Source organism: Rhodococcus sp. 15-649-2-2, from assembly GCF_002258645.1.
Taxonomy (GTDB): domain Bacteria; phylum Actinomycetota; class Actinomycetes; order Mycobacteriales; family Mycobacteriaceae; genus Rhodococcoides.
The window spans coordinates 112,130-125,379 of sequence record NZ_NPFM01000011.1; the positions used below are offsets into that span (position 1 = coordinate 112,130).

Here is a 13,250-nt window from a genome sequence, read left to right on the forward strand (position 1 = left end):
GCGTAGATTCCTTGCGTTATATGCACTCGCTATGCAATATTTGCGTCACGCTCAGCGTCCGCCGAGCTCAACGTCGAGGAGGCCCCATGATCACAGTGACCAGTGCCGCGGGTGGTGTCGGCCGCTTGCTCGTTCGACAGCTCGCCACGCAGAAAGTGCCGGTTCGGGCGGTAGTCAAGAACACAGCGCAAGCGGAGACCACCCGCAAGGACGGAGCGACCGAGGTCGTCGTCGGTGACCTCCGGTCTCAGGACACGCTCCATACCGCCCTGGCGGGGACCGACGTCCTTTACCACGCTGCACCGACGCAGATCATCGACGAAAAGCCGATCGTCGATCACCTGATTGCAGTGGGACCGGCAAGCGGGTTGAAGCACATAGTTTTCCATTCCGTAATCCACCCGAACCTGCATCAACTGACGCACCATCACCAGAAGGACATCGCCGAAGGGATGCTGCGAGACAGTGGAATTCCCACTACGGTGCTCAGGCCGTCGCACTACATGCAGAACTACTTGGAAGTATGGGAATTTCTGCAGGCCGGAGTGATGCCCTACCCGGTGTCACCGGACAGCGTCATGGGCGTTGTCGATGTAGCCGACGTCGCCGAAGCGGCAGCGAACATCCTGATCGACCCATCGCCGCACACGGGTCGCGTCTACGACCTGTCCACCGTCGAGCTCACGCGTCACGAAATGGCAGAGATCTGGTCCGATGTGCTCGGCCACAAGGTAACTGCCATTCGGATCCCGCCGTCGTCGCTGACGAACTCACTGACGGTGCTGCCTGCGCTCGCCTCGGTCGTCGGACACGCGTTGCTCTCGACGAAACTGAAGTCTGTCGGCCACCTCGTTCGTGGTACCCAGGCTGCGTCCAATCCGCGTGACATGAAGAACTGGCCCGCCGACGCACGCACGGCATACCGCACGATGATGACCCACTACGACGGCCACGGCCTACCGGCAGGAGACCTGAAAGTTCTCCCGACGCTGCTCGGCCACGCGCCCACGTCGTACGAACGGTTCGCACGACGCTCGGCCGCTGAGCTCGGGCGGTCGGATCGATGATCCGCCGAGGCCCTCACTACCGTCCCGGCCGGTCGTTGGTCACCGGCGCGAGTTCCGGAATCGGTGCCGAGTTCGCCCGGTCGCTGGCCGCACGAGGGTCCGATCTCGTACTCGTCGCACGGCGAGAAGACCGACTGACCGCTCTGGCAAAGGAGCTCGAGCAGGCATACGGAATCCGTTGCCGCACAGTGGCCTGGGACCTGTCGGAAAAATCGAGTGGCCGCCTCTTGCGTGAATTGGTGCCCGAGCAGATCGATCTCGTCGTCAACAATGCGGGGTTCGCCGTACAGGGACCCTTCGCAGACGGCAATGCCGATGACTTCGAACGTCTTGTCGCCGTCGGCATCCGCGCTGTCGTGGACATCTGCTCGGCGTTCCTCCCGGACATGATCGACCGCAGGGACGGGACCATCGTCAACGTGGCCAGCACGACTGCTTTCCAGCCCGTCCCGTCGCTCGCTGTGTACGCGGCCGCCAAAGCCTTCGTCCTGAGCTTCAGTCAGTCCCTGTGGTACGAATCGGCACCGAATGGAGTCAGAGTGTTCGCACTCAACCCTGGCCCGACCCGCACCGAATTCTTCGATGTCATCGGAGACTCCGCCGCAGCGACCGGTACCTACCAAACACCGAACGAGGTCGTGGCCACTGCAATGCGCGCACTCGATGCGAAAAGATCTCGACCGCAGGTGATCTCGGGCCGGCGAAACACCGTTCAAGCCATCGCGGCGGGTCTCGTCCCCGCGCGGATTCTCTTGCCCGCCCTCGATCGCATGCTTCGCTAGTTCGACTCCGAACGCGACATTTTCCCGACTTTCCCACCGAAATGTAGTGTCACGAACATGGCCAGGGTCTCCAGATTCACACTCGCCGATCGGCAGGCAGCGGTAGCGCGCGCCTTCGGTGGTGCCGAAACCCCAGCGGCCGTAGCGACGTCGCTGGGCATCCACACCACCACGCTCTATCGCTGGGCCGGGTCGTCGCCCACCGACGATCCAGGGCCCGCACCGGCCAGACTGGTCGAGGCCACCCAGGAACTGCTGCGTCACGACGACTACGCAGACATCACGATCGAAACAGTCGCTGCTCGCTGCGGTCTCGCACCGAGAACCGCATATCACCACTTCCCCACCAAACGAGAGCTCTTCCAAGCCGCAGTCGACGACGCCGCTAGCGTGCTGATAGACCGTATTCACGACAGGTCGGTTGCGACCACGTGGCCGGACACCCCACTCGAGCAATTGCAGACATTTCTTCGCATCGCGGCCGCGAGCATCTACGACACCCCGCGTACCCATGTGCTGTTCCGCAATCTCGGAGTACCGAGATCCGAGGGCTCGGCAGAACGCTGGCACGACAGTTTCGTCGACGCGATCGCCCAGCTACTGAGTGCCGCCGCAGAGGCCGGTCAAATCGATCGCGACACAGACATCGTCGCTGCCGCCCACCTGATCACCGGTGCGATGCGAGGGATACACAGAGCAGTATTCGAGGGCGCGGACGCTGGCACTGCGTTGAGCCTGGTCGAGAGAGTTCACTTATTGGTCCCACCGCGCTGACATTCGGTGTGGGCCGATGCCGCGTGGAGCCCATAATACCGCTCGACGTGCGAGAATTGTCCGGTCCACGAGCAGGCCGTTCGACAAAGTTGGGGAGCATCATGACCGGTCCGGTTACCCAAGGAAGCGCGATGAAGCGGCGCAATCCCGTTGTCGTCTGGATCCTGTTGCCGCTCATCACTCTCGGCATCTACCACTTCGTCTGGTACTACCTCATTCACCGCGAGATGGCAGACTTCGACCGTCGGAAGGTCAACGCACCCGTCGCCGGGCCACTGCTGGTTCTACTGCTGCTCGGCTGGACGATCATCGCGCCGCTGATCAGCTACTACAACACCGGAAACCGCATCGCCGACGCCCAACGTGCGGCCGGCCTCCAGCCGACGTGCAGCTCGATCGTCGGGCTTCTACTCACGTTCGTGTTCGGCTTGCAGAGCCTCTACTACCAGCTGGAACTGAACAAGATCACGGCGCGATACAACGACGCCGCACCGGGAACCGTTGTGCCGCTTGCGGTGTGACGATCGAGATCAACACTGACGAAACGGACCAATGCCTTCCCTCCACCATGCTCCGCTTGCCGGCGTAGAGCCGAGCACGCTGTACCGAATCATGGCGCTTCGCGTTGCAGTGTTCGTGCACGAGCAGAAGATCGTCGATGAGGTCGAACTCGACGGCGCAGACCTACTGGCGACAACGGAGTTGTTCTGGATACAGGACGAACACGGAGAGGTCTTGGCTACCCTCCGCGTCCTCGTCGAGGACACGGTCCACATCGGCCGCGTCGCGACCGCGGTCGAGGGGCGTGGCCGCGGCTATGCCGGCGAACTCGTCGAGGCGGCACTGAAGGCATACCCCGGGGTGGTCGAGATCTCCGCGCAAGCACATCTCGAAAAGTGGTATGGGCGCTTCGGATTCGTTCGGGTGGGGGAGGACTACCTGGAAGCCGGGATCTCGCACGTGACGATGCTGACCCGCGCCGGTTGAGTCACGGCCGACTCCTCGGGTGCGAGGCCGCGACGATGGATCCCCCGAGCACCAGTGCATTACCGACCAGAATGCCCGTCACCCCGAACGGCCCGGCGATGGCACCGACCGTCAGTGGGATGAGAATCTGTGCCGATCTGTTGGCCGACATCCGCAGTCCCAAAGCCTCCCCCTGCGTGGATTTCGGGACGATCGACACCACCCACGACATGGTCAGTGGCTGCGGAATACCCAACGCGATTCCGAGTGCGATCATGACTCCGATGGCTCCGACTGCCTGCACGAACGGCAGCACTGCGAGAGCGATCGCGCCCGCCGCCAGCGAAACATTGAGCAGCACAGTGCGACCGAACTTCGCATCGAGTCTGCCGAGGCCTACTCGGCTGACCACCGACACACCGGCACGCAACGCCAGCAGCCACCCCACCGTCGTCACCGACACCCCACGCTCGACGGCCCACGCCGGCACGAAGGCGTAGAGCAGATCGACCGTCACCAGCACTGCGCCGCTGACCGTCAACGACTGCCACATGCCCGGCAGCTTCAGTAATTTCAACCCCGATGCTTCCCCCTCGGCAGGTTGCTGCGCGCGAATGTGGTTGCGGCCGAGCATCAAGAACAGTGCGGTGGGGAGAGCTACCGCGGTGAACGCACCGGCAGTGAGGATGCCTGCCGTCGTGTTCGGACTCTCGACGCTCGCGCCGCCGAATCTCGACGCGACGGCCGTCACCGCGAGCGGACCGACCAACTGACCCATCGACGCGGCGGCAGTCAATGCGCCGAAGGCACTTTCGTTCTTGCCGTCGACGTGGACGTGTGCGACGAACGCCTGCTGCCCGATCATGATGAGCAGATTGCCCAGACCGAACGCGGCCGTGCACGCGAGCAAGGCCCACATTGCCGAAAACGCAACGAGTACACCGGTTGCGATCGAGCACAGAACGATTCCCGATACGATCACCACCGGACCGCCGAACCTGTCGGCGATGCGTCCGATCGGCAGAGCCGCCAATACTGCGGGCGCAGCGAACAGTGCCGCGATCACCGCAAGCGTTCGAGTGTCGGCACCCTCGGCGATCGCCCGATAACCGATCATCAACCGCACCCCGACCCACCCGGCCTGCGCAGTCGTCGCCTGAACGGTCAGAGCAATGGAATCACGAGAAGCCATCAGCGCAAGGGAATTTCGTCGGTTCCTCCGACCAACCTCGATACGTCGTTGATGTCGTCGCGCACCGCCCCGTACCGATCGGGATCGAGGTGGAAGATTGCCAACTGCAGTGCGTACGCAATGGCAATGGGAATGATGAGAGTGTTGTACTCGGAATCGTCTCCGCGTTGCGCGACGAGGAGATGCGTCGGCGCGGGCCTGAAGTGATAACCCGGCGCATCGCTGATCAGAATCGACGTGCCGCCGCGTCGTTCCGCTTCACGGACCAGAGCAGGCAGCTGAGACGGCGCCTCGCGCAGCGCAAATGCAATAAGGATGGAGTCCTCGGTGAAGCTGACGAACCGCTCGGCGAGGTCCTTTCCCCCGAGACCGAGCTCGACGACGACAAGACCGAGTCGGCGGAGACGACGGGCCAGCATATCCAGGGCAGGGCGTTCGTCGGCCTTGGAGAACAGGTAGACCACCCGCGCCCGATGAATGGAGGTCGCCACGTCCACCAGCTGCTCCTGTGGGATGAAGCTCGACAACCGCTCCAGTGCACGGGCCTCGTCGCGCGCGAAGACAGCCAGTTCGTGACCGGTATCGCTGCGCATCAGAGCCGATGCGGTCACGGGTTCGGGGTTGTCGCGTTCGAGATCTGCGCGCAAGTCCGGGAAGCCGCTGTATCCGAGCTTCTGCGCCAACCGCACGACGGTCGACTCGTGAGTTTGCGCGCGGGCCGCAACGGGAGCCGCGCGCAGACTCGACGGCTCCGGCTCGCCGAGAAGCACCGCAATGACACGTTTTTCGGACGCGCTCAGCGACTTTCCGCTGCTCGCCACCACTGTTCGGAAGCTCATACCCTCCACTTTCCACTGTGTCTGTTGACACACTCAACCACAATCCTGTAAACCTGTGCAAGATTGCAAGTGATCCACAGCACAGCAATCCGGCCGACCTTCTCAGGCCGCATCCGAACATATGTCAGAAAGGCGGCAGGCCGTGAAGGTACTGCTCGGCACACAACACACGATCGAATGGATCGTGCTCGGCGCGACCCTCGTCGTCGGCCTGGCGACGGTCACCATGGCAACCGGGTACGGCGTCACGGCCGACCCCGGCGTCGGGGCAGGCTTCCTGCCTTTGGTGGGCGGCCTCGGCATGATCCTCGGCGGTGCGATGTGGGCAATCCAGCTCGTCCGAGCACCGCGGACGAGCGCGCCCGAACCGGATCCCGAACTCGAGCCCGCTACCTCCGCAGCCGTCGCGTTCCTCTCCAGTGACAACGAGGAAGACGCCGACGAGGCCGAACTGCCCGACCGCGCAGGTTGGATCAGAATCGGAGTGGTCGTTGCCGCGATCGCCGGAGCCGCACTGGTGCTGCCCACACTCGGCTACACGCTGTCCATGGCGCTGATGCTCGCCGTCGTGTTGACGTTCGTCGGCAAGCGCACCCCGGTGGTCGCCGTCGGCGTCGCAGTGGCCACCACCTTGGCCACCCGGCTGGTGTTCGACGTCTGGCTCGGCACGGCCCTGCCGGCTTCCTCCATTCCGTTCCTCGCTGATTGGGGGTTGTGAGTCATGGGATTTCCCGATCTGATGGCGGGCTTCGTCAACGTCCTGACTCCGACGCATCTGCTGTTCGCACTCCTCGGCTGCGTGCTCGGCATGCTCGTCGGTGTTCTCCCCGGGTTCGGTCCCGCCGCCGCGGTATCACTGCTGATCCCGATCACCTTCGGACTCGACGCCACCACAGCGCTGATCATGCTCGCCGCCATCCTGTACGGCGCAGCGTTCGGCGGCACCGTCACCGCTGTGCTGCTGCGCATTCCGGGTGAGGCGTCGTCCATCGCCACCACGCTCGACGGCTACGAGATGGCCAAGAGTGGACGCGGCGGACCCGCTCTCGTCGTCGCTGCACTCGCGTCGTTCGTCGGCGGACTGGTCGGCGTCATCGGATTCGTCGTCGTCGCCCCGTTCAGCCGATTCGCACTCGAATTCGGCGCTCCGGAACTGTTTCTGGTCGCACTGCTCGGCATGGCCCTGATCACCAGCTTCTCGGGCAACAACCCCGCGAAGGCACTGATCAGCGTGGGACTCGGCCTGGCGATCGCGTCGGTGGGCATCGATTCCGGCCAAGGCGTCCAGCGATTCACGTTCGGCATGCCGGAACTGTTCGACGGCGTCGCACTCGTGGCCGTCGTGATGGGCTGCTTCGGCCTCACCGAAATCCTCATCCAGGCCCGCTCGGCGGGAGGTGCCGGCCGACGACCACTCGCCGTCGGCAAGCTGCTGCCCACCAAGACCGACATCACCAGGTCTGCAGGCCCGACGATGCGCGGATCGGTCATCGGCTTCTTCATGGGCCTGCTTCCCGGATCTCCGGGTGCCGCAACCTCATTGGCGTCCTACGCGATGGAGAAGAAGCTCACCAAGCGTCCTGGGCAATTCGGCAAGGGTGCCGTCGAGGGTGTCGCCGGACCGGAATCGGCCAACAACGCGCTCGCGCTGTCGTCGATGATTCCACTGTTCACCCTCGGTATCCCTACCTCCGCCACCGTCGCCATCATGGCCAGTGCCTTCACCATCAACGGTCTGATCCCCGGCCCACTGTTGTTCCGCGACAACCCCGAGGTCGCCTGGACCATCATCGCCAGCTTCCTCGTCGGCAACATCATTCTGCTGATCCTCAACGTGCCACTGGTTCGTCTGTGGATCGCGGTACTGAAGATTCCGTTCCACTACCTGATGGCGATGATCCTGGCCTTCATGTTCCTGGGCGTCTACAGCATCAACGGCAGCGTCTTCGACATCTTCATCATGCTCGGTGCAGGCGTCATCGGATACCTGTTCCACCTCACCAAGATTCCGCTCACACCCCTCGTCCTCGCGCTGATCCTCGGACCATTGCTGGAAGAGAACTTTCAACGCTCACTGTCACTGTCCCGCGGTGACTACGGAGTCTTCGTCGAAGGCCCCATCAACAAGGTTCTTCTGCTCGTCTTCATCGCAGCCGTTCTGTTCGGAATGCTGCGCCCCGTCCTGGCTCGCATCCTCTCCCGCCGCGCCACCGCGAACCACCCCATCAAGGAGCCCGTCTCATGAGAAAACTGCCCATCCTCGTCGCGGCCATCTCCACCGCCGCACTCATTGCCGGTTGCAGCGGGGGCACAACCGATTCGGGAGCACCGTTCCCACGTGACGGTGCCACTGTCGAATGGGTCGTCCCGTCCGCCGCAGGCGCAGGCAACGACATCCTGGCCCGCATCATGGCACCGGCCATGGAAGCCGAGCTGGGAGTCCCGGTCAAAGTGGTCAACAAAGAAGGCGGCAGCCAGGTCGTCGGACTGAACTACCTGGCAAACGCCGAGCCGGACGGCGAGACCATCGGCTTCACCAACATCCCGTCGATCCTCGGGCGATACCTGGACCCGAGCAAGAAGGCCGGCTTCGATCGTGAAAGCTTTTCGCCCATCGGGTCGTTCGCGTCCAACGACATCGTGATCGGGGTCAACAAGTCCAGCCCCTACGCGAACATCGGCGAACTGTTCGATGCAGTGAAGGCCAACCCGGGCACCATCACGGTAGGCACCGATTCCCGTGCGGGCGACGACCACGTCAACCTGCGCACCCTCGAAGACACTCTGGGCCTGGACTTCAACATCGTTCACTACAACAGTGGTGCAGACAAGATCTCGGCACTGGTCTCCGGCGAAACCGACTTCGCCCTCGGCGGAGTGTCCAGCTTCTACGGCCAGTTCGCCTCGGGTGAGGTGAACATCCTCTCGGTTCTCACCGAGGAACGGAACAAGCTCATCCCCGACGTCCCGACGTTGGCGAGCGAGGGATACGACGCCCCGTTCATGACCAACAACTTCGCCATCAGCGCCCCCGCAGGCACCCCGGACGCGACGATGACCACGCTGCAGAACGCCCTCGAGACCGCGCTTGCCGACCCGACCGTGGCAGAGAAGCTCACCGGCGCAGCGACACAACCCGATTGGGTCTCCGGTGCCGACGTCGAAACCCTGTGGGAACAGCGTGAAACCGAGATCGAGCCGATCATCGCCGAACTGCTCGCCGACCAGCAATAAGTCACCCGAAAGGCATTGATCTCATGAGTACCGAAACCTATTCCGCCACTGCCGTATCCGACGACATGATCGAACGCTTCTCTCGAGTGCCCGCGGCCAACGTAGGCGATGCCCAGGAGCGTTTCGGGATCATCGCCGGTCTCCGACCGATTTGGGCCGGAGCAGCAGTGACCGGCCGGGCCTACACCGTCTGGACCCGGTCAGGCGACAACCTCTACATTCACAAAGCTCTCGACGACGCCCGCCCCGGTGACGTCATCGTGGTCAACGGCTCGGGCGACGACACCCGCGCCCTCATCGGTGATCTCATCGGGATCCGCGCCAAATCACTGGGCATTGCGGGGTTCGTCATCGACGGTGCCGTCCGCGACGCCGACGCATTGGCCGAGTTGGGCCTGCCCGTGTTCGCCCGCAGTGTCACCCCGGCAGGACCGTACAAGAACGGGCCGGGCCGGCTCAACGAGCCGGTGGCGCTCGGAGGCGTCGTCGTATCTCCCGGTGACGTCATCGTCGCCGACGCCGACGGCGTGGTCGTCGTGAAGAGCTCCGATGTGGACGTCGTCATCGTCGCTGCCGAGGAAGTAGTGGCACGTGAGGCGTCGAAACGAGAGAGCTTCTCGGCCCGCAGCCACTGAACACCGCCTCAGACGAGCAGATCCACCGCTGCAGGGCGACCGATTCGGTAGCCCTGCAGCAGATCGGCCCCGACCGACATCGCGGCCTCGAGATCGTCGTCGGTCTCGACACCCTCGAACACGCATCGCGCGTCGGTCTTGCGCGCGAACTCGAGCACGAGTTCGGCCAATGCCAGCTTCGCCCGGTTCGCCCTCATCTCGTGGACGACGAAGGCATCGAGTTTGACGATCTCCGGTTCCAGCAGAACGAGGTGACGCATACCCGCGTACGCCGATCCCACATCGTCGACCGCCACGGCCACCCCGCCGCGTCTGAGATCGCCCAGTACAGCCACCACCGCATCCTCGTCGGCGAGCGCGGCATGCTCCGTTATCTCGACGACCAGAGGTCGTCGACGAGCGGCGTCGAGCAGCAGTTCGATCAGCGGCGTATCGACCAGTAGCGTTGCAGCGCTGAGATTCACGGCAACGAAGGAGTCGCAGGGTAGACGAGCGGACTCGTCCAAGGCCCGGACAGCCGCCGATCTGTCGAGAGCAGGCCCCAGCCCACAGTGCGCGGCATCGGCAAACCACGCTGCGGTGTCACCGCCGCCGGCCGGAAAGCGGGACAGGGCCTCGTATCCCTCGACGGAGCCGTCACACGCGCGGACGATCGGTTGGAACACGACGTTCGGGCCACCGCTTGCGATCACGGCCTCGACCCGACGCCGCGCACGCAACAGCGTCGAGTGCAGCGGTGTCGAGGCACCTCTAGTCGACGACACGGGTCCACACGGGAATCACCGAACGCCGCTGAGCAACCACCGCGATCAGTCCAGAGTGCATGCGGATACGGGAATGTCGGCGAACCGGTCCATCAAGAACGTGGCAGCCTCTCCGCCGTAACCGTCGATCAACTGCGGTCCGAAGTGGTTCGGCAACACAGCACCCTGCAGAATCGGCGGCAAGGTATTCGTGCGGAACTCGACCGCGGCACCTCGCCCGCACCAATCCTGGGCCAACTGCCGGGCCTGGCCGTACGGCACCGTGTCGTCGTTGAGTCCGCTGGTGATCATCACCGGTGCGTTCGGTGTACTGCGGCCGATACGCTGCTCGTCCAGGATTCGACCGGCCTCAGGAATGGTGCCCAGGTTCTCGAGCATCGATCTATCGTCGACGGTCAGCGATTCTGTCTTCAGGAAAGGGTATTTCAGAATCGTGTCGCCGATGCACTGCGTGGACAGGTCATCGAGCACCGCTTTGCCGTGATCGGTGAGTCGCTCGTCGATGAGTGGCAGCAGACTCGAATCTCGCTCGACGAAGCCGTTGAGGGCATATCCGATCACACCGCCGATCAGCGTCCCGTCGACGGTCTTCAACACCTCGAGCAGATCAGCCGTCGGAGCCCCGGCCCACGTTCCCTTCACGTTCAACTCAGGCGCGTACTCGCCGGCGAGTTCTGCAGCGGCAGCAGCAGCTCCCCCGCCCTGCGAGTAACCCCAGATGCCGATCGGTGCATTCGCGTCGCCGGCCAATTCTGTTGCCGCGCGAGCACCGTCGAGAACCGCGTGCGCCTCCTCCGCTCTGTTCACGTAGGTGTGCAGGCCGGGCGTCCCCAGCCCGATGTAATCGGTGACGAACACGTTCGCCCCCATGGACCCCCACAGCGTCGACGAGAGCAGTTCCTGATTGAACGAGATCGACAATGGTTGCGCCACAGCGTTGATCGAGGTGGGAAATGCTCGCGACGGGGCGCACTGATCGCCCTGCCCCACGGTTCCAGGGGCGACGACGATGGTCGGTCGTGGGCCCGCACCTCGCCACGGCACCTCGGTCTCGATGAATGTGCCCGACACTGCCACCGGCGCATCGTCCTGTGTTCGAGAGGTGTACAGCACCCGTTGCGCCTGGGCCGGATACGAGCCGTCCGTACCCGGCAGTGCAGCGAACAACGACATCGGTTGCGTCCGAACGACGGATCCGGGGCTGTCGGCGAGCTGGGCAGGAGGGACGTAGAAATCGTCGACGACGTCGGCCTGCGCCGCAGAGGCCCCGAGTACGGTTACCGAGGACGCAAGCACAGCAGTTGCGATTACGCCGATCATGCTGCGATACAGATGCATTGGACTCTTTCTACCGAGGGGTCAGATAAATGCGCCGAGGTCGCGGGCGACGATGTTGTCCAGTGCCCGCTCTGCCAGTGCCGCGATCGTCATGGACGGGTTGCAAGCCGCGGTGTTGCCGGGCATCAACGCACCGTCCAGAACGTACAGTCCGCGCTGGCCCTGTACGCGGCCGTCGAGATCGCACACCGGACCCATGTTCGCCCCGCCCAACGCATGCCAGGTGGACGGGAACAACGCATTGGTATCGGTGAGGATGCTGCCCGAACCGGCGATGCGACGTACCGTCGGATCGATGGAGCCGTACTGAATGATGGAGTCGCCGTTGGCCGGCCAGTACAGCTGGGCTCGGTCGCGTGCGGAATCGTAGGCGAAGTGTCCGCGACCGTCACTGACTCCGTAGCCGACGAGCATCGTGCTGTGGGCATCCACGCCCAACGGCGGAATGGATGCCTGAATGACCGTGTGAGCGGTGCGCGGGTCGTCCCAGTTCAAGCTGCCGAACACCACCGGACCACCCTGCGGGGTACCGAACTGCTGCTCGATGCTCGACCACACGTAGATGCGATCTGCGTTGGTTCCCCAGCCCTGCCCGAGTTGGTCCGGTAGATCGGGAATGGATCCGGTGGCCCCGGCACGGACCAGTAGCTTGGTGGTGTTCAGGCTGCCGGCGGCCATGATCAACGCGCCGGTGGTGAGGATCTTGTTCTCCAACACCGTTCCGTCGGAATCGATTCGGTCGACATGGACGGCCCAGCGACCATCGGCAGCACGCTCGATGTGCGTGACGTTGTGTTGCGTCGCCACGGTGGCCAGACCCGTCGCCTCCGCAGCTGCAATGTAGGTGACGTCGACCGAGTGCTTGCCTCCGTTGTTCACTCCGAACGCGCCTGCTCCGTTGGTGTACGACGGCTTCATCACCCCACGTGTTTCGTCGAGGGCGTAGTTCCAGTCGATCGGCATCGGAATCTTCGACACCGGCAGACCTGCCCGCCGCGCACTGTCTGCGAACACCCGTGCCGCTTGGTAATTGGGCGTGGCGATCAACTCGTCCGGAGCTTGCTCGAGCTGCAGCATCCGCGCGACGCGGGGGTAGTGGACCGCGTTCAACGTGGCCCAGTCGAGGTCGACCGGAAAGTGAGTCTCGAACACGGCCTGCGAGGGCTGCAACGTCATTCCCTGGTAGATCAGGGACCCGCCGCCCACTCCGGCAGCGCACAGCGCAGTCATGTTCTCGCCGGGGACTGCCTCGAGCAAGCCGACGTACGGATCGAACGAAACCGGCCTACCGAATAGATTGGGGCTCGAGCCATACCACAGCATCCGCTTGTCCGGCGCGGTCGCGTTGGGGAAGGTATCGGCATTCGGCCCTGTGGGCCAACGCCTTCCGCGCTCGAGGACCAGAACGGGAACACCGGCCTCGGCCAGGCGCAACGCGGCGACACCACCCCCGAACCCCGATCCGATGACGATTACGCGATGGTCCTCGCGGGTGAGCGGAATCCGGGTCCTGGCGCGGGTGCCCGCATGGGCTACGCCGGTCCCCGCCACTACAGCCAGACCGGCAACCGCAGTAGCGCCCAGAAATGACCGACGGTTCAGATTCGACACGTTCCCCCCACGCTCGCTGACGTGCACGCATCGAGACTCGGGTCACAT

Annotated in this window: 14 protein-coding genes; 9 read left to right on the forward strand and 5 right to left on the reverse strand. The window is 63.9% G+C overall.

The window, feature by feature from the left end:
• Nucleotides 1-86: 86 nt before the first annotated feature.
• From CH305_RS05590 to CH305_RS05610, 5 genes are all read left to right on the forward strand, one after another.
• Nucleotides 87-1,067, forward strand: a complete 981-nt coding sequence (locus tag CH305_RS05590) for an NmrA family NAD(P)-binding protein (RefSeq protein WP_094703071.1) — start codon at nt 87-89, stop codon at nt 1,065-1,067.
• Complete coding sequence (locus CH305_RS05595; RefSeq protein WP_094703072.1) at nt 1,064-1,849, forward strand: SDR family oxidoreductase; 786 nt, start codon at nt 1,064-1,066, stop codon at nt 1,847-1,849. Before CH305_RS05590 ends, CH305_RS05595 begins: the two co-directional genes overlap by 4 nt.
• A gap of 57 nt (nt 1,850-1,906) precedes the next feature.
• Nucleotides 1,907-2,623 carry a TetR family transcriptional regulator gene (locus tag CH305_RS05600; RefSeq protein WP_094703073.1) on the forward strand — a complete coding sequence of 239 codons (717 nt, stop codon included), beginning with the start codon at nt 1,907-1,909 and terminating at the stop codon, nt 2,621-2,623.
• Nucleotides 2,624-2,724: 101 nt separating this feature from the next.
• The gene (locus tag CH305_RS05605; RefSeq protein ID WP_094703074.1) at nt 2,725-3,144 is read left to right on the forward strand and encodes a DUF4234 domain-containing protein; all 420 of its coding nucleotides are present in this window, start codon (nt 2,725-2,727) and stop codon (nt 3,142-3,144) included.
• Nucleotides 3,145-3,175: 31 nt separating this feature from the next.
• Nucleotides 3,176-3,610 (forward strand): GNAT family N-acetyltransferase, encoded by a 435-nt coding sequence (locus CH305_RS05610; protein WP_094703075.1) that lies wholly within the window; start codon nt 3,176-3,178, stop codon nt 3,608-3,610.
• A 1-nt stretch (nt 3,611) separates the two neighbouring features.
• Here the strand turns inward: CH305_RS05610 and CH305_RS05615 are convergent, their stop codons facing one another.
• Nucleotides 3,612-4,781, reverse strand: a complete 1,170-nt coding sequence (locus tag CH305_RS05615; protein WP_052077912.1) for an MFS transporter — start codon at nt 4,779-4,781, stop codon at nt 3,612-3,614.
• Nucleotides 4,781-5,620 carry a MurR/RpiR family transcriptional regulator gene (locus CH305_RS05620; protein ID WP_080739000.1) on the reverse strand — a complete coding sequence of 280 codons (840 nt, stop codon included), beginning with the start codon at nt 5,618-5,620 and terminating at the stop codon, nt 4,781-4,783. The genes CH305_RS05615 and CH305_RS05620 overlap by 1 nt, the downstream gene beginning before the upstream one ends.
• Before the next feature lie 142 nt (nt 5,621-5,762).
• Here CH305_RS05620 and CH305_RS05625 point away from each other — a divergent pair, with 142 nt between their 5' ends.
• Genes CH305_RS05625 through CH305_RS05640 form a run of 4 tightly spaced genes read left to right on the forward strand, consistent with a single transcriptional unit; the run spans nt 5,763 to nt 9,489 of the window.
• Complete coding sequence (locus tag CH305_RS05625) at nt 5,763-6,338, forward strand: tripartite tricarboxylate transporter TctB family protein (protein ID WP_032377631.1); 576 nt, start codon at nt 5,763-5,765, stop codon at nt 6,336-6,338.
• Nucleotides 6,339-6,341: 3 nt separating this feature from the next.
• Nucleotides 6,342-7,865, forward strand: a complete 1,524-nt coding sequence (locus tag CH305_RS05630; RefSeq protein WP_037147174.1) for a tripartite tricarboxylate transporter permease — start codon at nt 6,342-6,344, stop codon at nt 7,863-7,865.
• Nucleotides 7,862-8,854, forward strand: a complete 993-nt coding sequence (locus tag CH305_RS05635) for a tripartite tricarboxylate transporter substrate binding protein (RefSeq protein WP_032405348.1) — start codon at nt 7,862-7,864, stop codon at nt 8,852-8,854. Before CH305_RS05630 ends, CH305_RS05635 begins: the two co-directional genes overlap by 4 nt.
• A gap of 23 nt (nt 8,855-8,877) precedes the next feature.
• The gene (locus tag CH305_RS05640) at nt 8,878-9,489 is read left to right on the forward strand and encodes a methyltransferase (protein ID WP_094703076.1); all 612 of its coding nucleotides are present in this window, start codon (nt 8,878-8,880) and stop codon (nt 9,487-9,489) included.
• Nucleotides 9,490-9,497: 8 nt separating this feature from the next.
• On the opposite strand, the gene CH305_RS05645 is transcribed toward CH305_RS05640, so the two are convergent.
• The 3 genes from CH305_RS05645 to CH305_RS05655 are packed head-to-tail and all read right to left on the reverse strand — an operon-like array spanning nt 9,498 to nt 13,202.
• Entirely contained in the window at nt 9,498-10,253 is a 756-nt protein-coding gene (locus CH305_RS05645; protein ID WP_094703077.1) for an EAL domain-containing protein, read from the reverse strand.
• Between the two features lie 45 nt (nt 10,254-10,298).
• Complete coding sequence (locus tag CH305_RS05650) at nt 10,299-11,573, reverse strand: lipase family protein (RefSeq protein WP_094703192.1); 1,275 nt, start codon at nt 11,571-11,573, stop codon at nt 10,299-10,301.
• A 39-nt stretch (nt 11,574-11,612) separates the two neighbouring features.
• On the reverse strand, nt 11,613-13,202 hold the full coding sequence (locus CH305_RS05655; protein WP_094703078.1) for a GMC oxidoreductase: 1,590 nt from the start codon (nt 13,200-13,202) through the stop codon (nt 11,613-11,615).
• Between the last annotated feature and the right edge of the window lie 48 nt (nt 13,203-13,250).